At 70.1% G+C, this 25,247-nt stretch carries 23 protein-coding genes; 9 read left to right on the top strand and 14 right to left on the bottom strand.

All coding sequences use genetic code 11. The annotated features are described in order from the left end of the window. Positions 1-1,425: a sigma 54-interacting transcriptional regulator gene (locus tag ACGFIO_RS10870; protein ID WP_392824885.1), complete on the bottom strand. Its 1,425-nt coding sequence runs from the start codon at positions 1,423-1,425 to the stop codon at positions 1-3. A gap of 69 nt (positions 1,426-1,494) precedes the next feature. On the opposite strand from ACGFIO_RS10870, the gene ACGFIO_RS10865 reads away from it, so the two are divergent. Both ACGFIO_RS10865 and ACGFIO_RS10860 read left to right on the top strand, forming a co-directional pair. Further along, complete coding sequence (locus ACGFIO_RS10865) at positions 1,495-3,126, top strand: ABC-F family ATP-binding cassette domain-containing protein (RefSeq protein ID WP_392824883.1); 1,632 nt, start codon at positions 1,495-1,497, stop codon at positions 3,124-3,126. Positions 3,127-3,276: 150 nt separating this feature from the next. Then, entirely contained in the window at positions 3,277-4,296 is a 1,020-nt protein-coding gene (locus ACGFIO_RS10860; RefSeq protein WP_392824881.1) for an LLM class flavin-dependent oxidoreductase, read from the top strand. On the opposite strand, the gene ACGFIO_RS10855 is transcribed toward ACGFIO_RS10860, so the two are convergent. Together ACGFIO_RS10855 and ACGFIO_RS10850 are read right to left on the bottom strand one after the other, a co-directional pair. Beyond that, positions 4,293-5,567 carry an MFS transporter gene (locus ACGFIO_RS10855; protein WP_392824878.1) on the bottom strand — a complete coding sequence of 425 codons (1,275 nt, stop codon included), beginning with the start codon at positions 5,565-5,567 and terminating at the stop codon, positions 4,293-4,295. The genes ACGFIO_RS10860 and ACGFIO_RS10855 overlap by 4 nt on opposite strands. Positions 5,568-5,649: 82 nt before the next feature. Beyond that, entirely contained in the window at positions 5,650-7,263 is a 1,614-nt protein-coding gene (locus ACGFIO_RS10850) for a glycoside hydrolase family 10 protein (protein WP_392824876.1), read from the bottom strand. 64 nt (positions 7,264-7,327) lie between these two features. On the opposite strand from ACGFIO_RS10850, the gene ACGFIO_RS10845 reads away from it, so the two are divergent. After that, positions 7,328-8,212 (top strand): NAD(P)/FAD-dependent oxidoreductase, encoded by an 885-nt coding sequence (locus tag ACGFIO_RS10845; RefSeq protein WP_392825470.1) that lies wholly within the window; start codon positions 7,328-7,330, stop codon positions 8,210-8,212. A gap of 5 nt (positions 8,213-8,217) precedes the next feature. On the opposite strand, the gene glgA is transcribed toward ACGFIO_RS10845, so the two are convergent. After that, positions 8,218-9,420, bottom strand: coding sequence for a glycogen synthase (gene glgA, locus ACGFIO_RS10840; protein WP_392824873.1), 1,203 nt, complete (start codon positions 9,418-9,420; stop codon positions 8,218-8,220). Between the two features lie 58 nt (positions 9,421-9,478). Here glgA and glgC point away from each other — a divergent pair, with 58 nt between their 5' ends. From glgC to ACGFIO_RS10820, 4 genes are all read left to right on the top strand, one after another. After that, complete coding sequence (glgC, locus tag ACGFIO_RS10835) at positions 9,479-10,714, top strand: glucose-1-phosphate adenylyltransferase (protein WP_392824870.1); 1,236 nt, start codon at positions 9,479-9,481, stop codon at positions 10,712-10,714. 78 nt (positions 10,715-10,792) lie between these two features. Then, a complete protein-coding gene (locus ACGFIO_RS10830) occupies positions 10,793-11,770 on the top strand; it encodes an SAM-dependent methyltransferase (RefSeq protein ID WP_392824867.1) in 978 nt (325 codons plus the stop codon). 58 nt (positions 11,771-11,828) lie between these two features. Beyond that, positions 11,829-13,739: an amino acid transporter gene (locus ACGFIO_RS10825; RefSeq protein ID WP_392824864.1), complete on the top strand. Its 1,911-nt coding sequence runs from the start codon at positions 11,829-11,831 to the stop codon at positions 13,737-13,739. Positions 13,740-13,854: 115 nt separating this feature from the next. Next, positions 13,855-14,382, top strand: coding sequence for an EXLDI protein (locus tag ACGFIO_RS10820; protein ID WP_392824862.1), 528 nt, complete (start codon positions 13,855-13,857; stop codon positions 14,380-14,382). 341 nt (positions 14,383-14,723) lie between these two features. Here ACGFIO_RS10820 and ACGFIO_RS10815 read toward each other — a convergent pair whose 3' ends face one another. The 5 genes from ACGFIO_RS10815 to ACGFIO_RS10795 form a co-directional block, all read right to left on the bottom strand. Next, entirely contained in the window at positions 14,724-15,713 is a 990-nt protein-coding gene (locus tag ACGFIO_RS10815) for an AraC family transcriptional regulator (RefSeq protein WP_392824860.1), read from the bottom strand. A 27-nt stretch (positions 15,714-15,740) separates the two neighbouring features. After that, entirely contained in the window at positions 15,741-16,082 is a 342-nt protein-coding gene (locus tag ACGFIO_RS10810; RefSeq protein WP_392824858.1) for a phospholipase, read from the bottom strand. Further along, positions 16,079-17,497 carry a DUF4331 domain-containing protein gene (locus ACGFIO_RS10805; protein WP_392824856.1) on the bottom strand — a complete coding sequence of 473 codons (1,419 nt, stop codon included), beginning with the start codon at positions 17,495-17,497 and terminating at the stop codon, positions 16,079-16,081. The genes ACGFIO_RS10810 and ACGFIO_RS10805 overlap by 4 nt, the downstream gene beginning before the upstream one ends. A 40-nt stretch (positions 17,498-17,537) precedes the next feature. Continuing rightward, positions 17,538-17,822 (bottom strand): hypothetical protein, encoded by a 285-nt coding sequence (locus ACGFIO_RS10800; protein WP_392824853.1) that lies wholly within the window; start codon positions 17,820-17,822, stop codon positions 17,538-17,540. Positions 17,823-17,897: 75 nt separating this feature from the next. After that, complete coding sequence (locus ACGFIO_RS10795; RefSeq protein ID WP_392824851.1) at positions 17,898-18,812, bottom strand: lytic polysaccharide monooxygenase; 915 nt, start codon at positions 18,810-18,812, stop codon at positions 17,898-17,900. Between the two features lie 187 nt (positions 18,813-18,999). Between ACGFIO_RS10795 and ACGFIO_RS10790 the strand changes: the two genes are divergently transcribed. Continuing rightward, the gene (locus ACGFIO_RS10790) at positions 19,000-19,368 is read left to right on the top strand and encodes an FKBP-type peptidyl-prolyl cis-trans isomerase (protein WP_392824848.1); all 369 of its coding nucleotides are present in this window, start codon (positions 19,000-19,002) and stop codon (positions 19,366-19,368) included. Between the two features lie 123 nt (positions 19,369-19,491). On the opposite strand, the gene ACGFIO_RS10785 is transcribed toward ACGFIO_RS10790, so the two are convergent. The 5 genes from ACGFIO_RS10785 to ACGFIO_RS10765 all read right to left on the bottom strand — a co-directional run bounded on the left by ACGFIO_RS10785 (position 19,492) and on the right by ACGFIO_RS10765 (position 24,165). Beyond that, positions 19,492-20,364, bottom strand: coding sequence for a hypothetical protein (locus ACGFIO_RS10785; RefSeq protein WP_392824846.1), 873 nt, complete (start codon positions 20,362-20,364; stop codon positions 19,492-19,494). A 206-nt stretch (positions 20,365-20,570) separates the two neighbouring features. Continuing rightward, on the bottom strand, positions 20,571-21,437 hold the full coding sequence (locus ACGFIO_RS10780) for a carbohydrate ABC transporter permease (protein ID WP_392824844.1): 867 nt from the start codon (positions 21,435-21,437) through the stop codon (positions 20,571-20,573). Next, a complete protein-coding gene (locus tag ACGFIO_RS10775) occupies positions 21,434-22,327 on the bottom strand; it encodes a carbohydrate ABC transporter permease (RefSeq protein WP_392824841.1) in 894 nt (297 codons plus the stop codon). The genes ACGFIO_RS10780 and ACGFIO_RS10775 overlap by 4 nt, the downstream gene beginning before the upstream one ends. A gap of 68 nt (positions 22,328-22,395) precedes the next feature. Next, positions 22,396-23,757 carry an ABC transporter substrate-binding protein gene (locus ACGFIO_RS10770; RefSeq protein ID WP_392824839.1) on the bottom strand — a complete coding sequence of 454 codons (1,362 nt, stop codon included), beginning with the start codon at positions 23,755-23,757 and terminating at the stop codon, positions 22,396-22,398. Between the two features lie 201 nt (positions 23,758-23,958). Next, a complete protein-coding gene (locus ACGFIO_RS10765) occupies positions 23,959-24,165 on the bottom strand; it encodes an RNA-binding S4 domain-containing protein (protein WP_392824836.1) in 207 nt (68 codons plus the stop codon). An 80-nt stretch (positions 24,166-24,245) separates the two neighbouring features. Here ACGFIO_RS10765 and ACGFIO_RS10760 point away from each other — a divergent pair, with 80 nt between their 5' ends. Then, the gene (locus tag ACGFIO_RS10760) at positions 24,246-25,070 is read left to right on the top strand and encodes a DUF1775 domain-containing protein (RefSeq protein WP_392824834.1); all 825 of its coding nucleotides are present in this window, start codon (positions 24,246-24,248) and stop codon (positions 25,068-25,070) included. Positions 25,071-25,247 lie beyond the last annotated feature (177 nt).

Here is a 25,247-nt window from a genome sequence, read left to right as displayed (position 1 = left end):
TCAGCTCCCGTAGAGGGTGCGGCCGTCGTCGGTGAGCTCCTTGGCCAGCCGCCGGGTCAGGTGCAGGCCTTCGAGTACGAACTCGACGCCGGACGCCGCCTGGCCCGGGGTCGGCGCGTCGCCCAGCCCGAGCCGGTCGAGGACCTTGGCCAGGCCGGGCACGGTGCCGATCTGGCCCAGCAGTTCCTCGGCCGACACCAGGTCGCCGGTCTCGATGATCGCGCCCTCGGACACCAGGTCGGTGAAGCCGGACAGGTCGAGGCCGGCCAGCCGGGCCCGGAACGTCTCGGCCGTGGCCACCTTGAGCAGATGCGCCAGCACCTCGGTCTCCCGTCCCTCCTCGCCGCTGTCGAACTCGACCTTGCCGCGCAGCGTGGACGTGACCGACACGGTGTCGCAGACCCGGGCCACGGCCTCGTTCTCGTTGCGCAGCCCCGAGCGGCGCAGCGCGCTGGCGGCGACCGTCTCGGCCGCGGCGATCGCGAACCGGGCCGACACGCCCGACCGGGAATCGACCGCGGGCGACTCGCGGACCGCCCGGGTGTAGCGGGCCAGCGTCTCGATCAGGTGCTCGGGCACGGTCGCGGCCAGTGCCGCCTCCTGCCGGATCAGGTCGACCTCGAGCTCGACATCGAGCGGGTAGTGGGTGCGGATCTCGGCGCCGAAGCGGTCCTTGAGCGGGGTGATGATGCGGCCGCGGTTGGTGTAGTCCTCGGGGTTGGCGCTGGCCACCAGGAGCAGGTCGAGCGGCAGCCGGAGCTGGTAGCCGCGGACCTGGATGTCGCGTTCCTCGAGCACGTTGAGCAGCGACACCTGGATCCGCTCGGCCAGGTCGGGCAGCTCGTTGACGGCGAAGATGCCGCGGTTGGTCCGCGGGACCAGGCCGAAGTGGATGGTCTCGGGGTCGCCGAGCGCGCGCCCCTCGGCCACCTTGATCGGGTCGACGTCGCCGATCAGGTCACCGACGCTGGTGTCCGGGGTGGCGAGCTTCTCGCCGTACCGCTCGGAGCGGTGCAGCCAGCCCACCGGCAGCAGGTCGCCCATCTCGTCGTGCAGCCGCCGGCTGGCCGGGGTGAGCGGGAGGTATGGGTGTTCGCGCAGCTCGGAGCCCTCGATGATCGGGGTCCACTCGTCGAGCAGGTCGATCAGGCCACGGATCAGGCGGGTCTTGCCCTGGCCGCGTTCGCCCAGCAGGACCATGTCGTGGCCGGCCAGCAGGGCCCGCTCGACCTCGGGGAGCACGGTGTCGTCGTACCCGACGATGCCGGGGAAGCGTTTCTCGCCCGAGCGCAGCCGCTGGAGCAGGTTGTCGCGCAGCTCTTCCTTGACCGTACGGAACTCGTGGCCGGAGGCCCGCAACTCGCCGAGGGTGCGCGGCAGGTCGGAGGGGGTTTCGGGAATGATCGCGGTTGGCGCGTCTGTCACTTCACCGAAGTTACTCCCTTCCGGTCGGTGGGAAATCGGGTCGCGCCGCTGATTAGGCTCGTACCTGACATGAGCGCCACGATGATCGCCCGTAATCTCGCCGCGGGGCACGGCGACAAGAACCTGTTCGCCGACCTCGAGCTGGTCGTCGCCCCCGGTGACGTGATCGGCCTGGTCGGTGCCAACGGCGCGGGCAAGACCACGCTGCTGCGTACACTGGCCGGCCTGGTCCCGGCAGCCGGCGGCACGGTCACGCTGAGCCCGCCCACCGCCACGGTCGGCTATCTGCCGCAGGAACGGGAGCGGCGCACCGGTGAGACGCTGCGCGACTTTCTCCATCGGCGGACCGGGGTGGGGCCGGCCCAGGAGGCCATGGACGCCGCCGCGGCCGCTCTCGCCGCTGATCCTTCCTCCGGTGACGCGTACGCCGCGGCGCTCGAGCGCTGGCTCGACCTGGGCGGCGCCGACCTTGACGAACGCGCTCTCGCGGTGCTGGCTTCGCTGACCCTGGACGTCTCCCCCGACCACCCGATGACGGCGCTGTCGGGCGGTCAGGCGGCCCGCGCCGGCATGGCCTCGCTTCTGCTCAGCCGTTACGACATCGTGCTGCTGGACGAGCCGACCAACGACCTCGACCTGGACGGGCTGCGCCGGCTGGAAGAGTTCGTGACCGGTCTGCGGGCCGGGGTGGTGCTGGTCAGCCATGACCGGGAGTTCCTCGCCCGAACGGTCACCGAGGTCCTGGAGTTGGATCTGGCCCAGCAGCGGGTGCGGTTGTTCGGCGGTGGCTACGCGGCCTATCTGGAGGAGCGCGAGCGGGCGCGGCGGCACGCCCGGGAGGAATACGAGGAGTACGCCGACAAGCGGGAGTCGCTGGAGGAGCGCGCGCGTACCCAGCGGGCCTGGATGGAGAAGGGCGTCCGCAACGCCCGACGCAAAGCCACCGACCCCGACAAATTCGTCAAGAACTTCCGCGCCGAGTCCAGCGAGAAGCAGGCGGCGAAGGCCCGGCAGACCGAGAAGCTGATCGAGCGCCTGGAGGTCGTCGACGAGCCCCGCAAAGAGTGGGAGCTGCGCATGACCATCGCCGCGGCGCCCCGCTCCGGCGCGGTGGTCGCCGCGATGCGCGACGCCGTCGTCCGCCGTGGCGACTTCACCCTGGGCCCGGTCACGCTGCAGATCGACTGGGCCGACCGGGTGGCCATCACCGGCGCCAACGGCTCGGGCAAGACCACCCTGCTGGCCGCGCTCCTCGGCCGCCTCCCCCTGGACGGCGGCGAGGCCTTCCTGGGCCCCGGCGTCGTCGTCGGCGAGGTCGACCAGGCCCGCGGCCTGTTCCTCGGTGACGAGCCGCTGACCCGGGCCTTCGGCAACGTGGTGCCCGAGTTCAACGACGCCGAGGTACGCACCCTGCTGGCCAAGTTCGGCCTGCGCGCCGACCACGTCCGCCGCCCCGCGGCCACCCTCTCCCCCGGCGAACGCACCCGCGCGGCCCTGGCCCTCCTCCAGGCCCGCGGCGTCAACCTGCTGGTCCTCGACGAGCCCACCAACCACCTCGACCTGCCCGCCATCGAGCAACTCGAACAGGCGCTGTCGTCCTTCCCCGGCACCCTGCTCCTGGTGACCCACGACCGCCGCATGCTCGACGCCGTCCACACCACCCGCCACCTCGAGGTCACGAACGGCAAGGTCACCGGCTGACGTTCACACCTGCCGGACGACCGGCCCCGGTTGGTGCCCGCCTTGCCGCACAGCACTCCGGCCGTCTTGGCGACCTCGGTGCTTCAGGGACGTCAGGCGCGCCGCCGCCCGTGCTGGTCCACCCCCGTACCGGCGCGCGATGATTGAAGCGTGAAGAAGATAGGGTTCCTGTCCTTCGGGCATTGGCGTGACGCGGCCGGCTCGGAGACGCGCAGCGCCGCCGACTCGCTGCTGCAGACCATCGAGCTGGCCGAGGCGGCCGAGGAGCTCGGCGTCGACGGGGCATTCGTCCGGGTCCACCACTTCGAGCGTCAGCTGGCGTCGCCGTTCCCACTGCTCGCGGCCATCGGTGCGCGGACCCGCCGGATCGAGATCGGCACCGGCGTGATCGACATGCGGTACGAGAATCCGCTCTACATGGCCGAGGAGGCCGCCGCGGCCGACCTGATCAGCGGCGGCCGGCTGCAGCTGGGCGTGAGCCGCGGATCCCCCGAAACGGTGCTCCGCGGCGCCGAGGCGTTCGGCTACATCCCGCCCGAGGGCACCGATGCGGCCGAGCTGGCCCGGTCCAAGACCGAGCTGTTCCTGCAGGCCATCGACGGGGCGGCGGTGGCCCGCACCGACCCCGCCCGCACCGGCGTGAGCGGCGGACTGGCCATCCAGCCCCAGTCGCCCGGCCTGCGCGAGCGCGTCTGGTGGGGTTCCGGCACCCGGGCCACCGGCCGATGGGCCGCCGCGCAGGGCATGAACCTGCAGAGTTCCACGCTGCTGACCGAGGACACCGGGGTGCCGTTCGACCAGTTGCAGGCCGAGCAGATCGCGCTGTACCGCCAGGCTTGGCAGGAGGCCGGGCACACCCGTACGCCACGGATCTCGGTGTCCCGCAGCGTCCTGCCGGTCACCGAGGAGATCGACGAGATCTACTTCGGCGCCCAGGCCCACGACGACCAGGTGGGACTGCTGGAGGGCGTACGGTCACGCTTCGGCCGCACGTACGTCGGCGACCCGGCCCGCATCGCCGAGGAGCTCTCCGCCGACGAGGCGGTCAAGGCCGCCGACTACATCCTGTTCACGGTGCCCAACCAGCTCGGCGTGGCCTACAACGCCCGCATCCTGGAAACCATCACCAGGCACATCGCCCCGGCCATCGGCTGGTCCGCGTCGTCCTAGGGCGCATCTGACGGATCATCCAAGTGCGAGGCGAGGCGGCCGAGGCCCACCGCCGGCCGGAGGACCGGCCCACCATCGGCCGGGTTCTCTTCCGTCGCCACGACGGGCGTCGCGGCGAGGAGCAGCGTGGAAACGGCCGCCGCGGCGGCCGCGCCGATGAAGATCAGGCCCGGTGCCTGGTACGCCAGCGACCACCCGAGCACCGCACCGGCCGCCACCGGCACGACCGTTTCCGCCACCGCGCCGAGACCGGTCAGCGCGCCCTGCACGGTGCCCTGCTCGTCCGGCCGGGTGATGCGCGAGATCCACGACTGGGCGGCCGGTCCGCCGGCCCCGCCGAGCACGCCGACCACCTGCAGCGAGTAGAGCATCCACGGCTCCGACGCGAACGCCAGCCCGGCCAGCCACGCGGTGCCGAGCAGGCTGCCGGCCACCGCGGCGCGCTTGCCGCCGAGCCGGCGGACGACGGGGCCGACCGCGCGGGCCTGGAAGATCGCGCCGGCCAGGGCGGCGGCGGCCATGACGACGCCGATGTGGGCGGTGCTCCACGCGAACTGGTAGGTGAGGAAGTAAGTCCACGTCGACTGCTGGGTCATGCGGGCCACGTCGGCGCCGAAGCCGGCGCGGGCGAGGCGGCCGAGGACGGGCCGGCGCAGCACCACGGCGATGGCGCTGAGCGGGTTGGCCATGCGCGGGGTCAGCGGGGTGGTCCGGTCGCCGGGGCGCGACTCGGGGAGCACGAACCAGCCGTACGCGACGTTGGCCAGCGACAACGCGGCCGCGGCGAAGAACGGCAGGCGCACGTCGATGCCGCCGAGGAGCCCGCCGGTCACCGGTCCGGCGACGAACCCGAGCCCGTAGGCGGAGCCGATCAGACCGTAGGCGCGAGCCCGCGCCGCGGGTTCGGTGACGTCCGCGACGTAGGCGTTGACCACGGTCTTCGAGCCCGCGCAGACGCCGGCCAGGGCGTGGAACACGAGCAACGTCCACGGGCTGCCCGCGACCGCGTGGGCCAGCCAGTCGATGCCGAGGGCGGCCAGCGACACGAGCAGGACGGGCCGCCGGCCGTACCTGTCCGCCAGCCGCCCGAGCAGCGGAGACGCGACGAACTGGAGCAGGCCGTAGGCCGAGCCGAGCAGACCCGACCACAGCGGGGCGTTGTGCGCGACCGCCGTCATCAGCGCGGCGGTGATCGGCACGATCAGGCCGAGCCCGAGCATGTCGATGAAGACGGTGACGAGCAGGAAGGAGAGGGCGGGCGCCCGGCGCATTGCGGCTCCTGAGTTCGAGAGGGCGGGGCCCCCTCGAACTCACGGTCGGCCGGAAGTACGGAGGATCAGATTATCGGTGCTGTCAAGGGCGAATGGTCAGGGGCGGACTGACCGGGGACTCGTTACCGGAACGGTCGAGGCCGCTCAGGCAGTAGGTGCCGGGGCCGGGTGCGGACGGCGGCGTGGTGGACCGGCCCGTGGCCACGAGGGGGGCCTTGCCGCCCTCGACCCGGTACAGGGCCCAGGACGCCGGTTTCTTCTTGCCCGGCTCGACCTCCAGTGGCACCAGCCCGGTCGGTGGGGTCTTGCCCGCCGACACCAGGCGCGGGGTCGACGGGGTGCCGTTGGGCAGCTGCTTCATCGGCGGGATCAGGGCCGGCGTGGCGTAGTGCCGCTTGCGGTAGCGGGACACCGAGCCCAGCTTGTCGGCCCGGATCTGTTTGGCGCTGAAGTGGACGCTGCCCTGGACCGCGTACTGGTCGTTGAGGGCCAGCTGCCTGTCGATCTGTTCAGGGTCGCTCCACGGGCCCTTCTCGCCGACCCGGTAGTCACCCTGACCGATGTAGAGCTGCACGTCGGTGCCTTTGACCAGCTTCGACCACCAGGGCAGCACCTTCTCGTACGCCGCCTTGTCGAACCCGATGGCCCAGTACAGCTGGGGCACGATGTAGTCGACCCAGCCCTCGAGCACCCACGTGCGCGTGTCGGCGTAGATCTCGTCGTTGCTCTGCAGGCCCTTGGAGTCGGAGCCCAGCGGGTCAGTGCGGGCGTTGCGCCAGATGCCGAACGGGCTGATCCCGAACTTCACCCACGGCTTGAGCTGCTTGATGCGCTGGTCCATCTCGTGGACCAGGAGGTTCACGTTGGCCCGGCGCCACGCCGCCTTGCTCTGGCCGGGCCGGGCGTACTTGGCGTAGCTGGCGTTGTCTCCGAAGTCCTGCGTGCCTTCGGGGTACGGGTAGAAGAAGTCGTCGAAGTGGACACCGTCGACGTCGTACTTCTGCACCGCCTCGAGCATCGAGTCCTCGACGAACTTGCGCGCCTCGGGGATGCCCGGGTCGAAGTAGAGGCGCGCCTTGGGCCCGGTGGGATAGGAGATGGCCCACTCCTTGTGTTTCAGGAGCGGGTGGTCGGGCGCCAGCTTGGCGAAATCGGCGCCGGGTCCCTTGGGCGCGGGCTGCGTTCCCCGGTACGGGTTGAACCAGGCGTGGAATTCCAGGTTCCGCTTGTGCGCCTCGTCGATCATGAACTGCATCGGGTCCCAGCCGGGGCTCTTGCCGTCGCGTTTGCCGGTCAGCCACTCCGACCACGGCGCGTACTTGGACGGCCAGAACGCGTCGCCGCTGGGCCGCACGTGCACGAAGATCGCGTTGTGGTTCTGGGCCTGGGCCAGGGCCAGCCAGTCGAGATATTCCTGTTTCACCTGCGCCTCGGGCAGGCCGGGCCGGCTCGGCCAGTCGATGTTGGTCACCGTGGTCAGCCACATGCCGCGCAGTTCGCGGGGCGCCGCGACGGGTACGCCGGCACAGCGCCCGGTGGCCCCGGTGACCGGCCCGATCTCGGCCGGTGCGGACGGCTTCGCGGCGGGTGGCGCGTACGTGGCGGCCCGGACCAGACCCACCCCGATCGCGGCCAGCGCGATCACCGTGACCACGACGATCACGGTGATCTTCAATGGCGGTCGGCGCAGACGCATGGCCCCCAGTGTGCCTGGTCCGCACGAGCCGGCGACCACAGGCCGTAGAGTCGGGCCGGTGACGGTGATCGTGGTGGGGGCGGGCATAGCCGGTCTGGCCTGCGCAAGAGAGCTGATCGACGCCGGGATTCCGGCCCGGGTGGTGGAGCGCGGCCGGGTGGTCGGTGGCCGCTTGGCGAGCACGAGGTTCGATGGCCGGTACGCCGACATCGGCGCCGCCTACCTCACCGCGGACGATCCCGCCTTCCAGGGCCTGCTGGACTCGTGGCGGGTGGCCGGGCTCGCGCACCCGTGGACCGACACGTTCGCCGTCTCCGCGCCCGAGGGCGACGACACGACGACCGGGCCGATGCGCTGGTCGGCGCCGGGCGGGCTGCGCAGCCTGGCCGAGGATCTGGCCCGCGAGCTCGACGTGACGCTGGAGCAGGAGGTGCGGGCGCTGCCCGAGGCGGATGCGGTGGTGCTGGCCATGCCGGCGCCACAGGCGATGCGGGTCACGCCGGTGGGCGTACCCCAGGAATGGTCTCCGGTTCTGGCCGCGGTGCTGACGTTCGGGGAGCGGAGCTGGGCCGACTTCCACGGAATGTTCGTCAACGGGCATCCGGTGCTGGCCACCGTCTGCGACGACGGGGACCGCCGCGGCGACCGGGCGCCCGTGCTGGTGGCTCATTCGACCGGGGACTTCGCGCGGCCCCGGCTGGGCGATCCGCTGGCCGCCGCCGGTGATCTGGAGTCGGCCGTACGCAAGCTGCTCGATCTGCCCCCGGCCGAGTCGGTCCGCGTGCACCGGTGGACTTACGCCCAGCCGCTGGCGGGCGACGCGCCGTTCCACCGCCAGGGCAACGTCTACGTCTGCGGCGACGCGTTCGGCAAGCCGCGCGTGCAGACCGCCTGGCTCAGTGGCCGGGCGGTCGCACGCGACATCGTCCTGCGCAGGAGAAGCGGCTGACTCAGTCAGAGCAGACTGCGGTAGACCGCCATGGTGTCCTCGGCGATCGTCGCCCAGGAGAACCTGTCGACGGCGCGGCGCCGCCCGGCCAGCCCCATCTCCTTGGCCCGGGCCGGGTCCTCGAGCACGCCGGTGAGCGCGGCGGCCAGATCGGCCACGAAGCGGTCCGGGTCGATCGGCGTGCCCGTACCGTCGGCGACCTGCTCGATCGGCACCAGCACGCCGGTCTCGCCGTCGGCCACCACCTCGGGGATGCCGCCGGTCGCGGTCGCCACCACCGCGGTCTCGCAGGCCATCGCCTCCAGGTTGACGATGCCCATCGGCTCGTAGATCGACGGGCAGACGAACACCGTGGCGTGCGTGAGCACCTGGATGACCTCGTGCTTGGGCAGCATCTCCTGCACCCAGATCACGCCCTGGTCGTCGCGCGCGCCCCGCAGCTGCATGGCCAGGCCCTCGACCTCGGCGGCGATCTCGGGCGTGTCGGGGGCGCCGGCCAGCAGCACGATCTGCGCGTCCGAGGGCAGGTCGTGGCCGGCCCGCAGCAGGTAGGGCAGGCCCTTCTGCCGGGTGATCCGCCCGACGAAGACCACGCTGGGCCGGCTCAGGTCGATGCCCAGCCGCTCGATCACGTCGGTGTTGTGGTCGGGTTGGTACAGCCCGGTGTCGATGCCGTTGTAGACCACCCGGATCTTCGATTCATCAACCGACGGGTACGCCGTGAGCACGTCCTTCTTCATGCCGGCGGACACCGCGATGACCGCGTCGGCGTTCTCGATGGCCACCCGCTCGCAGAACGACGACAGCGCGTACCCGCCGCCGAGCTGTTCCGCCTTCCACGGCCGCAACGGCTCCAGGCTGTGCGTGGTGACCACGTGCGGGACGCCGTGCAGGAGCTTGGCGGTGTGGCCGGCGAAGTTCGCATACCAGGTGTGGCTGTGCACGACGTCGGTGCCCTCGCACCCGGCGGCGATGGCCAGGTCGACGCCCATGGTGCGCAGCGCGGCGTTGGCTCCGGCCAGCTCGGCCGGCTCCGGGTACGCGGTCACGCCCGGCTCGTCCCGCTTACCGCCGAAACAGTGCACCCGCACGTCGGCCAGCGGGCGGAGGTCCCGGGTGAGGTATTCCAGGTGGACGCCGGCGCCGCCGTAGACCTCCGGCGGGTACTCACGGCTGATCAGATCGACACGCAGATTCGAGGAGGTCACGCCCTCAACTTAGCCGCTTCGGCTGGCGTTCGCGCGGCCGGAAAGTTAGCGTTCCACCATGGCTGTCAAGGTGCTCGCGATCGTGCTGGCGGGAGGCGAGGGCAAGCGCCTGATGCCGCTCACGACGGACCGGGCCAAGCCCGGCGTCCCGTTCGGCGGCATCTACCGCATGATCGACTTCGTGCTCTCCAACCTCGCCAACGGCGGGTACCTGAAGATGGTCGTGCTGACCCAGTACAAGTCGCACTCGCTCGACCGGCACATCTCCAAGACGTGGCGGATGTCGACGCTGCTCGGCAACTACGTCACCCCGGTGCCGGCCCAGCAGCGGCTCGGCCCGCGCTGGTTCGCCGGCTCGGCCGACGCCATCTACCAGAGCCTCAACCTGATCAACGACGAGAATCCGGACTACGTGATCGTGTTCGGCGCCGACCACATCTACCGGATGGACCCGCGGCAGATGGTCGACCAGCACATCGCCTCCGGGGCGGCGGTGACGGTGGCCGGCATCCGGCAGCCCAAGTCGATGTCGGACCAGTTCGGGGTGATCGACGTCGATCCGGCCAGCCCGCGGACGATCCGTGAGTTCAAGGAGAAGCCGACCGAGGTCGACGGCCTGCCCGACGCCCCGGACGAGATCTACGCCTCGATGGGCAACTACGTCTTCACCACGCGGGCGCTGTGCGAGGCGGTCACCCGGGACGCGCAGAACCCGGACAGCAAGCACGACATGGGCGGCAACATCATCCCGATGCTGGTCGAGAAGGGCGAGGCGTGCGTCTACGACTTCCGTGACAACGTCATCCCCGGCAGCACCGACCGCGACCGCGGCTACTGGCGGGATGTGGGGACGCTCGACTCGTTCTACGAGGCCCACATGGACCTGATCGCCACGGTCCCGGTGTTCAACCTCTACAACCACGAGTGGCCGATCTACACCAACTACGGTTCCTGGCCGCCGGCCAAGTTCGTCCACGGGTACGACGACCGTCAGGGCCGTGCCGTCGAATCGATGATCTCGCCCGGCGTGGTGGTGTCCGGTTCGCTGGTCGACCGTTCGATCGTCTCCCCCAACGTCCGCATCAACTCCTGGGCCCACGTCGAGGGTTCGGTGCTGATGGAGGGCGTCCAGGTGGGCCGGCGCGCGGTCATCCGCAACGCGATCATCGACAAGAACGTGATCGTCCCCGAGGGCGCCCAGATCGGCGTCGACCTCGACCGTGACCGCAAGTTCTACACGGTCTCCGACAACGGCGTGGTCGTCATCGGCAAGGGTCAGCAGGTCGAGCTCTGACCCTCAGTGGTTGCCCAGGCCGGTACGAGATCCTCGGCACAGGGTGAACTTCGCCGATCCGCTCCCGTCCTGATCGCTATGGACGACATCAACAAGGTGGTCGGCGCGCTGGCCCTGGCCACCGAGCAGGCGGCGTTGCTGCGGGGCGCGCTCGACTCGGGGTTCCTGAGCCACTTCGGGTCCGAAGCCACGCCGGCCGAGGTGGGCCACCGGACCGGGCTCCGCGCGGGCCGGGTCGACGACCTCTGCGTCGCCCTGTGCGCGATCGGCGTCCTGACCGGCGCCGACGGCCGCTACCGGCTGAGCGACACCTACGCGCCGCTCGGCACCGACGGCGCCACCCTCGCCAACCAGCTTCGTAACGCCGCGGTGCGCGAACGGCTGTACGAGCAGATGTTCACCGCGCAGGGCCCGACCCGGTACGCCGACCTGGACCCGGCCGACCGCATGGCCGTCGCGGCCGGTTCGACAGTGGTGGCCTCGTCGGCCGCGCACCAGCGGGCACTACGGCAGTCCGTGCTGGAGGTGCCGCTGTGGGCCGAGGCGATGGCCGCCGGCGGCGTACGCATCGTCGCCCTGGGCTGCGGCCTGGCCGGCAACCTGCTCACCGTGCTCCGGCTCTACCCCGACGCGACGGGTGTGGGCGTCGATCAGGAGGCCGGCCTGCTCGACCGGGCCCGGCAGGACGCGGCCGAGCTGGGAATGGCCGATCGGGTCAACTTCGTCACGGCCGACGCCGGCACCTTCACCGATCCGCGGCCGTTCGACATGGTCTTCTGGAGCCAGTTCTTCTTCCCGGCCGCGAGCCGGGCCAAAACCCTGGCCAACGTCCACCACCTGCTGCGACCAGGCGGGCTGCTGGTCGTTCCGGTCCGGCCGGAGCCACCGGCGGGTACGGTGAATCCGGCCCTCGCCCTGCGCGTGCTGACCCTCCAGGGCTGGGACGTGCCGCCGGTGACGGCCGGCGAGCTGCGCGCCGAGCTGGCCGCGTCCGGTTTCGAGATCCCGCCGGGCGAGCCCGGCAACGCGACCACGGTGATCGCCCGCCGTTCTTAACGCGTTCTTGACGCCGATCAGCGGGCGGGTGCGGCCGCCCGCGCTCGATACTTCGTACGTGACCTCCGTTGCCACCCGTCAGTGGTTGTTGAAGGGCCTCGCCGACCAGTCCCAGCAGCACCAGGGACCGCACGCGCAGCCGCACGACGACGAGAAGCCGCAGGCCTGGTGGCGGGTGATGTGCCTGACCGGCGTCGACTACTTCTCGACGCTGGGCTATCAGCCGGGTATCGCCGCGCTCGCCGCCGGGGTGCTGTCCCCGGTCGCCACGCTGATCCTGGTGCTGGTCACGCTGCTGGGGGCGCTGCCGGTGTACCGGCGGGTGGCGGTGGACAGCCCGCACGGCGAGGGTTCGATCGCCATGCTGACCCGGCTGCTGTCGTTCTGGAAGGGCAAGCTCTTCGTACTCGTGCTCCTGGGGTTCGCCGCCACCGACTTCATCATCACCATCACCCTGTCCGCGGCCGACGCCACCGCCCACGTCGACGAGAACCCGTTCTGGCCCTCGTCGTTCCAGGGGCACGAGGTGATCGTCACGCTGGTGCTGATCGCCCTGCTCGGTGCGGTCTTCCTCAAGGGCTTCACCGAGGCCATCGGCATCGCGGTCGGCCTGGTCGGCGTCTATCTGGTGCTCAACGTCGTGGTGGTGGCCGACGGCCTGTTCCGGGTGCTGACCCATCCGAGCATGGTGAGTGACTGGACCACCGCCCTGACCACCCAGCACGGCGATCCCCTGCTGGTGGTCGGCATCGCCCTGCTGGTCTTTCCCAAGCTGGCCCTGGGGTTGTCCGGGTTCGAGACCGGCGTCGCGGTGATGCCGCACGTCAAAGGTCAGCTTCAGGACCGCATCCGGGGTACGAAGAGACTGCTCACCACCGCCGCCGTGATCATGAGCGCCTTCCTGATCGCGAGCAGCGTGGTGACCACGGTGCTCATCCCCCAGGGCGCGTTCCAGCCCGGCGGTCCGGCCAACGGCCGCGCCCTGGCCTATCTGGCCCACCAGAACCTGGGCAACGCCTTCGGCACCGGCTACGACGTGGTGACCATCGCGATCCTCTGGTTCGCCGGCGCGTCGGCCATGGCCGGCCTGCTCAACCTGGTCCCCCGCTACCTGCCCAAGTTCGGCATGGCGCCGTCGTGGGCCCGGGCCGTACGCCCCATGGTCCTGGTCTTCACGGCCACCGCGTTCCTGATCACCGTGGTCTTCGACGCCGACGTGGACGCCCAGGGCGGCGCCTACGCGACCGGGGTGCTGGTGCTGATCACCTCGGCGGCGACCGCGGTGACCCTGTCCGCGCACCGGCGGGGCCAGCGCGCCCGTACCGTGGCCTTCGCTCTGATCGCCGCGGTCTTCGTCTACACCACTGTCGCGAACGTCGTCGAGCGACCCGACGGCGTCAAGATCGCCGGTTGTTTCATCGCCGGCATCCTGGTCGTGTCCCTGCTGTCGCGCGTCTACCGCGCGTTCGAGCTGCGGGTCACCCACATCGAGGCGGACGCCGAGGCGGAGAAGTTCCTGCGCGAGTGCGGCCGGCGCAAGGTCCGGCTGATCGCCAACGAGCCGGGCCGGCGCGACGCCCGCGAGTACAGCGAGAAGATCGCCCAGATCATCGCCGACAACGACCTGGCCGACGACAGTGATGTCATCTTCGTCGAGGTCACCGTGACCGACGCCTCCGACTTCGAGACCGAGTTGCACCTGCGCGGCGAGGTCCTGCACCATCGCTACCGGGTGCTGTCAATGGAGAGTTCGTCGGTGCCCAGCGCCCTGGCCGCGCTGCTGCTGCACATCCGCGACACCACGCACAGGCGGCCGCACATCTACTTCGAGTGGACCGAGGGCAATCCGCTGTCCAACTTCGTCCGCTACCTGATCTTCGGGCAGGGCGAGGTGGCGCCGGTGACCCGGGAGATGCTGCGCCAGGCCGAGCCCGACCGTCGCCGGCGCCCACACGTGCACGTCGGTTGACACAACACCCGGCACGCCCGACAAACGCGAGTGATGCACCGTTGTGCTCAGAGCGCTCTGAGCACAACGGTGCATCACTCGCGTTCATACGTACATGTATGCGTACAGTGGGGGAATGCCGAACAAGACGATCTACGTGTCGGACGACGACCTGCCGCTCTACCAGCGGGCCCAGGAGTTGGCCGGCGGCACGTTGTCGGCGGCCATCTCGGCCGCGCTGCGCCGGTTCGTCGAGGTCGAGGAGGGGCGGCAGCAGGGGTTCGAGGAAGTCGTCGTCCGCGTCGGCCCGGGCCTCGGCCGCAAGCAGCGGTTCTCCGGCATGCTGCTGGCCGAGATGGAGCAGACCGGCGAGCGCGACGAGAAGTACCGCGTCTACCACACCCGCAGCGGCAAGTTCGTCGTCCACCATGAGCGGTCCGAGGCGCGCGTGAACGTCGGCCCGAACGCCGAGAAGTGGAGCACCGGCTGGCGCGCCTGGATCGGCGACTGGAGCGCCAACCAGCAGTGGACCCGCATCCCGGCCGACTCCAGCCTGCGCATCGCCGACCAGCCCGACGACCTGCGCGAGCTCATCCCGCCGCAACTCTTCGACCTGGTCACCGACGCGATGCACCAGCCCGCCATCGAGGACCTCGACATCTGACCACCAGCGTCCCCCGCGTCCGGTAGCCGGCCGGCGGGCCAGACGCCGGACCTGCCCGTCACGCTCCCCGCCGCCGCGGCCTACCACCGCCGAGCCCAGTGGTAGCCCTGAGCGGCACCCGCGGCCCCGAGACCGCCCCTTAGCCCTAAGCGGCTGGGACACCGCGCTGGGCTGCCACTCCAAGGCCAGAGGCCCTGAGCGGTATCCGCGGCCCGAACTGGGCTACCACTGCCAAAACCACTGGTAGCCCTGAGCGGTATCCGCGGGCCCAAGGCCGCCCTGGGCGACCACTGTGACGACGGCTGGGATGGGAGCGGGCAGGTCCGCTGGACCCGCGCGGGCTAGCGGCGGTCGCGGAGGGTCTGTGAGGGGGTCTCGCCGAAGCGTTTGCGGTACTCGCCGGCGAACCGGCCGAGATGCGCGAAACCCCAGCGTGCGGCCACGTCCGAGACGCTGGTGCGCCACGGGTCGCCGGTGTTGAGCTCGCGGTGCACGCCGTCCAGGCGGTAGCGGCGCAGATAGGTCATCGGGGACATGCCGACGTGCTGTTTGAAGGCGTCCTGGAGCACGCGCACGCCCACGCCGGCGATCGCCGCCAGATCCCCGGCCGTGAACGGATGCCCGGGCCGGTCCTGGATCGCGTCCAGGGCCCGCTTGACCGTGCGCGGGCGGCGCGCGGCCGGCTCGTGTGAATACGGATGCTCCACGGTCAGCGCCAGCCCTGAGATCAGCAGCTCACGCCACTGCTTGGCGATCTGCGGGCAGTTCACCAGCGGGTTGTGCCCGCGCATGTCGGTGAGCAACTGGCGGACCAGCGCGGCCCAGCTGCGCCCGCGCCCGGTGCCGGTCGGGAAGCTGGCGGCCAGCGGCATCGGCGACGCCACCTGGCGGTCGAGCGCGGCGTCGACCTCGCGTTCCAGCGCGGCCCGGTCGACCTTGACGCTGAGCAGCTTGCAGTCGGCGCCCAGCCGCAGCTCGACCTCGCCGACCGGCTGCAGCACCACGGCCCGCGACGGGTCGGCCGCGACCACGTGGCCGAGCTGCCGGGACTGCACGGCCCCGGCCAGCGGCGCCAGCACGTGGTAGGCGTCCTGCAGGTCGGACGTGGTGACGAAGACGTCGGCGCCGTACCGGATCTCACCGATCGTGACCGCGCCCAGGCCGAGCCCCTCGGCGACGAAGTCGAGCGTGCGGGTGTCACCCAAGGGGTGCACCCGCACGCTGTCGTAGAACAGTCCACGACAGAACTTGCCGGCCTCGTCGAGGTCGCTCGTGCGCAGGAAACTGCGGACCGGGAAGCCGCCGTCGGTGGTCGAGGTCGTCGAGACCATCCGCTGACTGTAGTCCTACGGTGACTCTCAGACAGTCACTGGGATGGGCCATTCATATTCGGTCACCGCGCCACCCGAGACATCGACCTCGGCCAGCACGGACACCGGGTCACGCCAGATCGCGTACCGGCCGGCCGGCAGGCTGTCGATCACGACGCTCCACAGCACCCCGCCGCGCACGTAACGGGCGCGAACGGCCGCGTGCGTACGCTTGGCCGGGTCGTCGACCGGGCTCACCTCGATCTCGTGCCCGTGCAGGCTGCCCGGCGTGTGGATGACCATCGCGCCGATGTTCCGGCCGATGTTGAGCACCACCGTGCCCTGGCCGCTGGGGGCCAGGGTGTGGTGGTGATGGGCGCCGACCGTCACTTCTTCGCCTTCTCAGCGTCGGGGGCGGGCGGGTTGTTGAAGCCGTCGAACGGCGTCGGCAGGTACGGGAACTTCTTCAGCAGGTCGGCGCTGACGTTCTTGATCGACAGGCCCTGCTCGACCAGCGCGGCCGCGTCGTCCGGCTTGAAGTCGGCGTTGACCAGCGGCACCGTGACCCCGGCGATGGCCCGCAGCGAGATCGAGACGACGTCGTCGGCGATCCGCCGGCCGTTCGGGAAGCCGGCCAGGTCGGCGCCGAGGACACCGAACGGGTTCTCCTCCTTGGCCGGCGGGATGGCCGTGTTGAGCCGCAGCATGTCGGCCTGGGTGTCGCCGGTGTTGTTCTGGAACTCGTCGATCAGCCCGTCGGGGATGCCGGTGAGCAGGATGGCGAGCAGGTCGGCGCGCGCGTCGCCCTTCTTGTTGAGCTCGGCCAGCTTGTCGAAGACGCCCGGGTAGAGCACCGGCAGCAGCGTGCCGAGCTCGGGGGTGGCGACGAACTCGGCGAACCGCTTGTCCTCGCTCGGCGGCAGGCTGTTCCACAGGTCCTTCTGGGCCATCGGCACGATGACCTCGTTGAACAGCGGGTTGCCGAGCCGGGAGACCTGGGTCTGCGGGCCGACGTACACGTCGTCGTCGCCCTTGCCCTTGCGCACCTGCACCTGGCGGCGGCTGGCCGACGTCCACACGCCGATCACCGCGCCGGCGTCGCGGCCGCGGACCTTCTTCTTGCCGTCCTTGCGGACCATGTGCAGGGGGACCTGCACGGCGATCGAGTGCACGTTGGTCTTGTCGGTGGCGTTGACCGCCTTGCCGGCATAGTTGAACAGCTTCTGGCCGACCAGGTGCGCGTTCTGGAAGGGCCGCAGCGTACCCAGGTCGAAGATGGCGCCGAGGTCGACGAAGAACGCGTCGGCGCGCTGCCCGGCGAAGACCTTCTCGCCGGTCTTCAGCTTGTGCACGGCGTCCTCGGCCAGCTTGTCGTAGTCGGCGATGGACAGCGGGCCGACATTGCACGGCGGGCAGGGCAGCTTGTCGGCCAGCACGGTGTGCTTGCCGTGGGCGTCCACCTTGGTCACCGAGTAGAACTGCCGCCGGTTCCAGTTCTCGCTGTCCAGCGACTCGATCGGCCCGGTGTTGTAGAGGAACGTCTTGTCGTTGCGCAGTTCGGTGCGGAACCGGAACTGGTACGTGAGGTCCGGGCGGGCGTCGCCGTTGGAGTCGATGTGGATCTCGTACAGCACGTCGTCGCCGAACTCGAAGAAGTTCGGCCCGCTGGCCGGGGGCTGCAGCGGCACGTAGTTGGCGATCAGGGTGACGGTGTCCGGGTGGTCCGGGCTCACGAACGCGTACAGGTCGGAGCTGTCCGCCACCGGGTCCTTGCTGATCTCCGGTGCTTCACGATGCGAAGACAAGGGGGGTCCTTAGAGTCGTCGGGGGGAAACGAAAGACGGATCAGCCGCGCTTGGCGGCCTTCAGCACCTGCGCGGCGAGCTTCTTGTCCTCCAGCTTGAGCTTTTCGCCACCCGTGAAGACGTCGAAGACACCCTTCTTCGCGTCCACCAGCGAGAGCACCAGCGGCTGACCGTCGTCCTTGCCGTCGCTTCCCCGCTCGCCGGCGAGGCTCAGTCCGGCGACACCGGCCACCGAGGCGCCGACTCCGACGGTGGCCGCCACGGTGAGGACCCGGCGGCGGGACAGGCCCGTGCCCGTCTGGCGGCGGTAGTGACTGCGACTCATGCTCGGCCTTTCGATCGTCTGATGGGCGGGCGGTGTCGTCGACGCCCTTCAGTACGGGGCCGGAAGCGCGGCGGTTCAACGGATTTCGTCTTCCCTGGGAAGATCCTGTGCACGCCGCCCGCGCATCATCCGCGAGATCGCGAACCCGCCGGTCAGCGCGGCCAGAAGAATCAGCCCGACGTACAGCCAGGTGTCGTCGGCCGGCACCGGCTCGGCCAGCGGCGTCAGCTTGGGCGCCTCCACCGGCGGCGCTTGCGCCGACTTCTCCGGCGCCGACGGCTCGGTGGTGGGCCGGGCCGAGGGAGCGGGCGCGGCCTTCTTCTTGGGTACGACCACAGCCCGCGTCTTCTTCGGCGCGGGGGCCGCCGCCGCGCTCAGCACCAGATCGGAGCAGGAGTAGTAGGTGTCCGGGGTGGAGGACGTCTGCCAGATCGTGTAGAGGATGTGCCGCCCGGTGCGGTCCTCGGGCAGCTTGGCGGTCATCCGGTAGGAGCCGTCGACCAGTGGCGGGTCCTTGTCCACCAGGATCGCCTGACTGGCCAGGTCGTCCCAGCTCAGCCGCTTCTCCGGGTCGTATCCGGGCTTGGTCAGGTAGACCCGGAAGGTGCCCTTGTGCGGGATCGGGCTGGCATACCTGATGCTGATCGTGGCCCCGGCCCTGGCCCGGGTGGCCGGCCAGTCGTCGCGGGCCAGGTCCAGCCCCTTGTACGCGGCCAGCCCGCCGCTGCACAGCTTCCCGTCCGGCACCACCTCACGGTCCCGGCCGTTCACGTCGGCGATCCGCAGGTTGTCGAAGGTCCCGAACGGTTGCCCGTTGGCCTTGGCCGCGGCCTGGCAGGCGGCGCTGCCGGTCTCGGTGCCCTTCACCGCGCAGGCGGCGGTCCGGCTGATCGGCTTGGTCGGGGCGCCATGGGCGGCGGCGGGCGCGGCGGTCGTCAGAGCGACCAGAGCGGTCGCGGCGAACACGGCGCCGAGGCGGCGGAGCAGCATGATCAATGACTCCTCGGCTGGGAACTGACCCGAGGGGTACGGATGTGACCCGCGAGTCGTTCACCACCGTGGGTGGTATTACCGCACGTTGTGATTGCATGACGTGCGTACCGGAGGGCAGATGCGTATTTGTGCTCAGAGCGGCTCTGAGCACAAATAGGCATCGGCCCGTGACCTAGGAGGACCCATGGAAAAGCCCGACATCGGCCCGATCACCGGCGAGCCGCCGGCCGAGCTGCTGATCGAGGACATCACCGTCGGTGACGGTGACGAGGCCAAGGCGGGCCAGTACGTGAGTGTGCACTACGTGGGCGTGGCGCACTCGTCCGGCAAGGAGTTCGACGCGTCCTACAACCGGGGCGAGCCGTACCAGTTCCCGCTGGGCGGCGGCCAGGTCATCGCCGGCTGGGACGAGGGGGTGGCCGGCATGCGCGTCGGTGGCCGCCGCAAGCTGACCGTCCCCCCGAAACTCGGTTACGGCGACCGGGGCGCCGGCGGCGTGATCAAGCCGGGCGAGACGCTCATCTTCGTGGTGGACCTGCTCGGCGTGCAGTGACCGGACGGCAGGTCGCGCGGGCCGGAGCGGGCATGACCCGCCCCGGCCCGTCGGCGTTCGGCTCGTGACCCGGCTCCTCGCGCGGCAGGAACTCGTCCGGGTCGAACGGGTCGCCGATCGGTGTCACTTCTGCTTCCTCAGGTCGGCGCAGCCGTTCTCGTCGGGCAGCAGCGGCCGGAAGGTGATCCGGAACTGGTCGCTGCCGGACGTCCACGGCGTCTGCTGGTTGGCCTTGCCCTTGGTCGCCGCCGCCTGCACGGCCGGCCCGTCGGCGACGACACAGCCGATCTTCACGTTCGGGTTGAGGTTCTCACCCGGCAGTGCCGGTCCGGGCCAGGCCACCGGCGTGAACTCCCCCGGCATCCCGTCGTTCTGGCGGACGTAGGGCTGGGCCAGCGCCGCGACCTTGGCCGCCCGGTATGGCTGGCTCTGCGGGCCGGTGCCGTACCCGCGCAGCTTGTCGGCGAACTTCACCAGCTTGACCCGGGCCGCCCGCTGCTCCGGGGTCAGCCGCGGGTCGTTCTCCTGGGCCTCCCGCAGCGCCATCACGCTCACGCTCTGTGTGGTTCCGTCGACGATCACGTCGATCCGGGTGTTCGGAGCGTCGGCCACGCCCGGCTGCCCGAGGTCCGACCCGGTACGCACGCCCGCCGCCTGCGCCTCCTGGGCCAGGGCGGTCACCTGCTCGCGGGTGATGGTGGTGACTTGCAGGTTGGGCATGGCCGGGCCGGGATAGATCGCCGGGACCGGGCCCTCGGTGATGACGCGCCCGTCGGCGTACACGCTGACCTCCGGGATTCGCCCGACGACGCGCTCGGCCGGCACGAAACCGCCCTCCGAGGTCATCCGGAGCACCAGGTCACCGCCGGTGCCGGGGGCGTTCGAGGAGGGTGCGTCGCCGGCCGGGGCGCCGTTGGCGTCAGTACGGGCGCACGCGGACAGGGCGATCAGGGCCAGGGCGGCCGAGGCCACCACCGGGAAGCGACGAACGGTCATGCCGTGTACGACGATCGGCCCACCCCCAAGGTTCCGGCGGCCGCCGATCATTTTCAGTGGTAGCCCTGGGCGGTATCCGGGACCCGGATACCGCCCCTGAGGTTTTTGGGGCGCGACCACTCACGCACGTGGAGCGAAGCGACCCTCGGCGTGAGCAGCGGTCCGCACCACCAACCCCGCTACGACATCGATCTTGATTTGAGGGTCTACTTCACCGAGCCGAGCGAAAGCCCCTGCACCAGCTTGTCCTGGGCGGCGAAGCCGGCCACCAGCACCGGCAGCGAGACCACGAACGCGGCCGCGCACAGCTGCGCCAGGAACAGGCCCTGGCTGGTCACGAAGCTGGTCAGGAACACCGGCGCGGTCTCGGCCACCGTCGCGGTCAGTACCCGCGCGAACAGCAGCTCGTTCCAGCTGAAGATGAAGCAGATCAGCGCGGTGGCGGCGATGCCGGGCATGACCACCGGCGCGATCACCGAGCGCAGCGTCTTGACCAGGTTGGCCCCGTCCATCTGGGCCGCCTCCAGCATCTCGACCGGCACCTCGGAGAGGAACGAGCGCATCATCCACACCGCGATCGGCAGGTTCATCGAGGTGTAGAAGATGATCAGGAGCCAGATGTTGTCGAGCAGGCCGGCGCTCTGCGCGAAGAGGTAGAGCGGGAGCAGGCCGGCCACGATCGGCAGCATCTTGGTCGAGAGGAAGAAGAAGAGGGTGTCGGTCCACTTCTTCACCGGCTTGATCGAGAGCGCGTACGCCGCCGGGATGGACAGCAGCAGCACCAGCGCGGTCGAGACGACACTGGCGGTCAGCGAGTTGAGCAGCGGCGGCCACGGGGACGCGCCGCCGGTGAAGAACTCCTTGTAGCCCTCGATGGTCAGCGGCGCGAAGACGGCGGGCGGGTTCTGCGCCGCGTCGGACTCGCCGTGGAACGAGGTCAGGACCATCCAGACCACGGGGAGTACGAACAGGATGCCGACGATCCACGCGAGCAGGCTGAGCCACGGGCCACCGCGGGACTTCTTCTTCTTGACGGCGGCGGGGGCTGCGGCGGTCGGGGCGAGCGTACTCATCGGCCGGGGTCCTCTCGGAAGAGCGACGAAACGGTACGCAGGGCGAAGGTCGCGATGACGATGGTCCCGATCACGACGATCACGGCGGCGGCCGACGCCCGGCCGTAGTCGTGCGCGTTGTAGAAGATCGTGTAGATCGTGTACGGCAGGTTGGCGGTGCCCAGGCCGCCGGAGGTGATCGTGAAGACCGCGTCGAAGTTCTGCACGATGTAGATCGAGCCGAGCAACGCGCCGAGCTCCAGGTACTGCCGCAGGTGCGGGAGCGTCATGCTGCGGAAGATCTGCCAGTTGTTGGCGCCGTCGATCCGGGCCGCCTCGATCACGTCCAGCGGGCGTCCCTGCAGGCCGGCCAGCAGGATCAGCATCATGAACGGCGTCCACTGCCAGACCAGGGCGAAGATCACCGACCAGAGCGGCATGCTGCTGATCCAGTCGGGTTGCGGCGGGTCGGCCCCGAAGATCCCCCAGACCCAGGTCAGGGCACCGTTGAAGAGGCCGTACTCGGGGTTGTAGAGGGCGTGCTTCCAGAGCAGGGCGGCGGCCACAGGTACGACCAGGAACGGCGCGATCATCATGGTGCGGACGGCGCCCCGGCCCCGGAACTTGCGGTCCAGCAGCAGTGCGATGGCCAGTCCGAGGATCAGGCTGATCAGCACCACGCCGGCGGTGAGCAGGATCGTCGTCCAGACGGCGTCGCGCATGTTCACGTCGGTGAACACCCGGGCGAAGTTGTCGACTCCGGCGAAGCCTCGCTCGTCCGGGTAGTAGGCGTTCCAGTCCATGAACGAGATCACCAGCGTGGCGACGAAGGGCAGCTGGGTCACCACGATCATGAAGATCAGCGCGGGCAGCAGCGGGGCGCGCCTCGCCCACCCCGACGTTCGCCTCATGAGTCCCTCGGGTGGTACGTAGCCTGTGTCTCTGGTCTTGGACCGCTCAGCTACGGCAGCCATCCGATTCATCCTTCCTGCCGTGACTTGTAGCGTTCGGCGACGTCTTCCGCGAGGCGTTGACCACGGTTCAGGGCCTCGTCCACAGTCATCTGGCCGGCGACGGCCGAGCTGACGTACTGGGAGACCTGGGTGCCGAGGTCGGTGAACTCGGGGATGTCGATGAACTGGATGCCGATGGCCGGGCGCGGCTGAACGCCGGGGTTGCGCGGGTCGGCGGTGGTGATGGCGTTCTTCGTCGGCTCGGCGAAGGCGGAGGCGACGCCCAGGTAGTCCTTGTTCTCGTACGTCGAGGCGCGTTTCCCGGCGGGGACGCTGGACCAGCCGACCTGTTGCCCGACCAGTTCCTCGTACTCGGAGGACGAGGCCCAGGAGATGAACTTCCAGGCGTTGTCCTTCTTCTGGCTGGCCTGCTGGATGCTCCACGACCAGGCGTACAGCCAGCCGCTGCTCTTCGTCTGCATGACCGGTGCGGCGGCGTACCCCATCTTGCCCTTGACCGGCGAGTCATTGGCCTCGAGCGAGCCGGCGGCGCTGGTCGCGTCGTACCACATGGCGGCCTTGCCCTGGACGGTGTTGTTCAGGCACTCGGTGAAGCCGGCCTGCGGCGCGCCGGCCTCGCCGTGCTGCCGGACCAGGTTGACGTAGAAGTTCGTGGCCGCCTTGAACTCGGGCGCGTTCACCCGCGGCGTCCAGTCCTTCTGGAACCAGGTGCCGCCGAAGGTGTTGACGACAGTGGTCAGCGGGGCGAAGACCTGGCCCCAGCCGGGCTGGCCGCGCAGGCAGATCCCGGCCATCCCGGGCTGCTTGCCGTCGACCTTGGCGGCGATGTCGGCCACCTGGGTCCAGGTCGGGTTGGCGGGCATCTGGATGCCCTGCGCGTCGAGCACGTCCTTGCGGTACATCAGGAACGAGGACTCGCCGTAGAACGGTTCGCCGTAGAGCTTGCCGTCGTCGGCGGTCAGCGACTGGGTCATCGACGGCAGGATGTCGCCCTGGTCGAAGCCGGTGTCGGCCTTGACGTAGTCGTCCAGCGGGGCGATCCACTGGGACTTGGCGTAGATCGGGATCTCGAAGTTCGACAGCGAGGCCACGTCGTACTGGCCGGCCTGGCTGGAGAACTCCTGGCTGATCTTGTCGCGGACGTCGTTCTCCGGCAGCACGGTGAAGTTGACCGAGATGCCCGTCTCGCGGGTGAAGTGGTCAGCGGTCAGCCGTTGCAGGTCGATCATCTGCGGGTTGTTGACCATCAGCACGTCGATGCTGTTGGGGTTGTCCGAACCACCCCCGCTGCCACCCCAGCCGGCGCAGCCGCTCACGGCAAAAAGGACGATCGCGGCGGTCGCCGCCCGAACTCGTGCACGAGACATGCGGCCTCCCCGGCGAGACGGACATTGTCGTCACTGGCTGTTGTGATGCCAGTAACACACCGGTCATCAGTACATGCCTTTGATCGATTCGATGTCAACCGTTCGGCGGAGGCCGCACATAAATGAGTATCGAAATATCAGTGGTAGCCGAGGGCGGTGCCCGGGGCCCGGATACCGCCCTGGGCTACCACTGAACGCTGGTCAGGCGACGCGGGCGCGGCGGCCGAGTACCTCGACCACGTCGCCCCGGTGGAGCTGGCGGCCGCGGCGCAGATCGACCTCGCCGTTGACCGTGACGTCACCCGAGGTGATCAGGATCTTCCCCTCGCCGCCGGTGTCGACCAGGTCGGCGATCTTGAGGAACTGTCCGAGTCTGATCATGTCGCCGTCGATCGGTACGTCGCGCATGGCCACCATTGTCGACGACCGGCCGAAAAAATCTCCGCCGACCCTTGAACCATCCGGCCGCGGCATACGAACTACCCCTCGTGAGCCGAAACCTCATCGCCCGCCGTGCGGGTGTCCTGGCCGCCGCGACCGTTGCCGGCGTCCTCACCGTGGCCGGCCCAGCCATGGCGGACGTCAAGGTCGAGCCGGCCAGCGCACCGCAGGGTAGCGGGCAGAACGTCCACTTCCAGTTCACCAACACCGCCGGATGCACCGTGAGCCGGGTCAAGCTGCTGCTGCCCAAGGACACCCCGATCGCCGAGGTATTCCCGCTCTCCAACGAGAACTGGGCCCCCGACCTCACGCCGTTGAAGCTGACCACCCCACTGACCAGCATCCACAACGGTTCTCCGGTGACCGAGACGGCCAGCGCGGTCACCTGGATCGCGATGAAGGGCCACGAGCTCGCGCCGGGTAAGGCGGACGACCTGGCCGTCGCTCTGGGTCCGCTGCCGACCACCAGCTCGATGTCCTTCGGCCTCGAGCAGACGTGTACGGACGGCAAGGCCGGCCCGGCCATCCCGAACGTCAGCCTCGCCCTGACCCCGGCCCTGCCCGGCCAGGAGAGCGGGCACGCCGGGCACGGCGGCACGACGACCGGTACGGACGACAGCTCGGCCGAGGACGCGGCCACGTTCCAGGCGCTGATCGACGCGCAGGACGACGGGCCGGGCTTCTGGACCTACGCCGGCTGGGTGGTCGGCCTGCTCGCCCTGGGCGGGATCGCCGTTCTGCTGCTACGTGGGCGGCGCCGGTCCGAGCCGGCCGACGAGGTCGCTGAGGACGAGGCGGGCGAGGAGAAGGAGCCGGTGGCGGCCGGGGCCCCGCGGGTCACCTCGTGGAGTTACCAGGACGGGCCGGAGTAACAGACTCCCCGCGCAGGTGGGCGCGGGTGATGTCGTGGAATGCGCGTGGGGCGCGGGACACGACGGCAGGGTGGGGTCCAGGGCAAGGCCCACGACCTGCGGCTGTCGGGGCGGGAGGGTTCGGCCTCCCGCCCCGATGCATGTCCGGTCAGTGGTAGCCCTGCGCGGTGTCCGGGG

The organism is Actinoplanes sp. NPDC049265, from assembly GCF_043197135.1.
Lineage (GTDB): Bacteria > Actinomycetota > Actinomycetes > Mycobacteriales > Micromonosporaceae > Actinoplanes.
The sequence above is the reverse complement of the archived record's forward strand: the minus strand, read 5'-3'. Positions and strand labels throughout refer to the sequence as shown.

What these genes read in the sequence shown, in the direction of transcription:
- ACGFIO_RS10830 (WP_392824867.1), top strand. Translation starts at nt 10,793, where the DNA reads ATGGACGACATCAACAAGGTGGTCGGCGCGCTGGCCCTGGCCACCGAG.
- ACGFIO_RS10855 (WP_392824878.1), bottom strand. Translation starts at nt 5,567, where the DNA reads ATGCGCCGGGCGCCCGCCCTCTCCTTCCTGCTCGTCACCGTCTTCATC.
- glgC (WP_392824870.1), top strand. Translation starts at nt 9,479, where the DNA reads ATGGCTGTCAAGGTGCTCGCGATCGTGCTGGCGGGAGGCGAGGGCAAG.
- ACGFIO_RS10800 (WP_392824853.1), bottom strand. Translation starts at nt 17,822, where the DNA reads ATGAGTCGCAGTCACTACCGCCGCCAGACGGGCACGGGCCTGTCCCGC.
- ACGFIO_RS10775 (WP_392824841.1), bottom strand. Translation starts at nt 22,327, where the DNA reads ATGAGGCGAACGTCGGGGTGGGCGAGGCGCGCCCCGCTGCTGCCCGCG.
- ACGFIO_RS10780 (WP_392824844.1), bottom strand. Translation starts at nt 21,437, where the DNA reads ATGAGTACGCTCGCCCCGACCGCCGCAGCCCCCGCCGCCGTCAAGAAG.
- ACGFIO_RS10820 (WP_392824862.1), top strand. Translation starts at nt 13,855, where the DNA reads ATGCCGAACAAGACGATCTACGTGTCGGACGACGACCTGCCGCTCTAC.
- ACGFIO_RS10790 (WP_392824848.1), top strand. Translation starts at nt 19,000, where the DNA reads ATGGAAAAGCCCGACATCGGCCCGATCACCGGCGAGCCGCCGGCCGAG.
- ACGFIO_RS10865 (WP_392824883.1), top strand. Translation starts at nt 1,495, where the DNA reads ATGAGCGCCACGATGATCGCCCGTAATCTCGCCGCGGGGCACGGCGAC.
- ACGFIO_RS10815 (WP_392824860.1), bottom strand. Translation starts at nt 15,713, where the DNA reads ATGGTCTCGACGACCTCGACCACCGACGGCGGCTTCCCGGTCCGCAGT.
- ACGFIO_RS10785 (WP_392824846.1), bottom strand. Translation starts at nt 20,364, where the DNA reads ATGACCGTTCGTCGCTTCCCGGTGGTGGCCTCGGCCGCCCTGGCCCTG.
- ACGFIO_RS10765 (WP_392824836.1), bottom strand. Translation starts at nt 24,165, where the DNA reads ATGCGCGACGTACCGATCGACGGCGACATGATCAGACTCGGACAGTTC.
- ACGFIO_RS10850 (WP_392824876.1), bottom strand. Translation starts at nt 7,263, where the DNA reads ATGCGTCTGCGCCGACCGCCATTGAAGATCACCGTGATCGTCGTGGTC.
- ACGFIO_RS10770 (WP_392824839.1), bottom strand. Translation starts at nt 23,757, where the DNA reads ATGTCTCGTGCACGAGTTCGGGCGGCGACCGCCGCGATCGTCCTTTTT.
- ACGFIO_RS10795 (WP_392824851.1), bottom strand. Translation starts at nt 18,812, where the DNA reads ATGCTGCTCCGCCGCCTCGGCGCCGTGTTCGCCGCGACCGCTCTGGTC.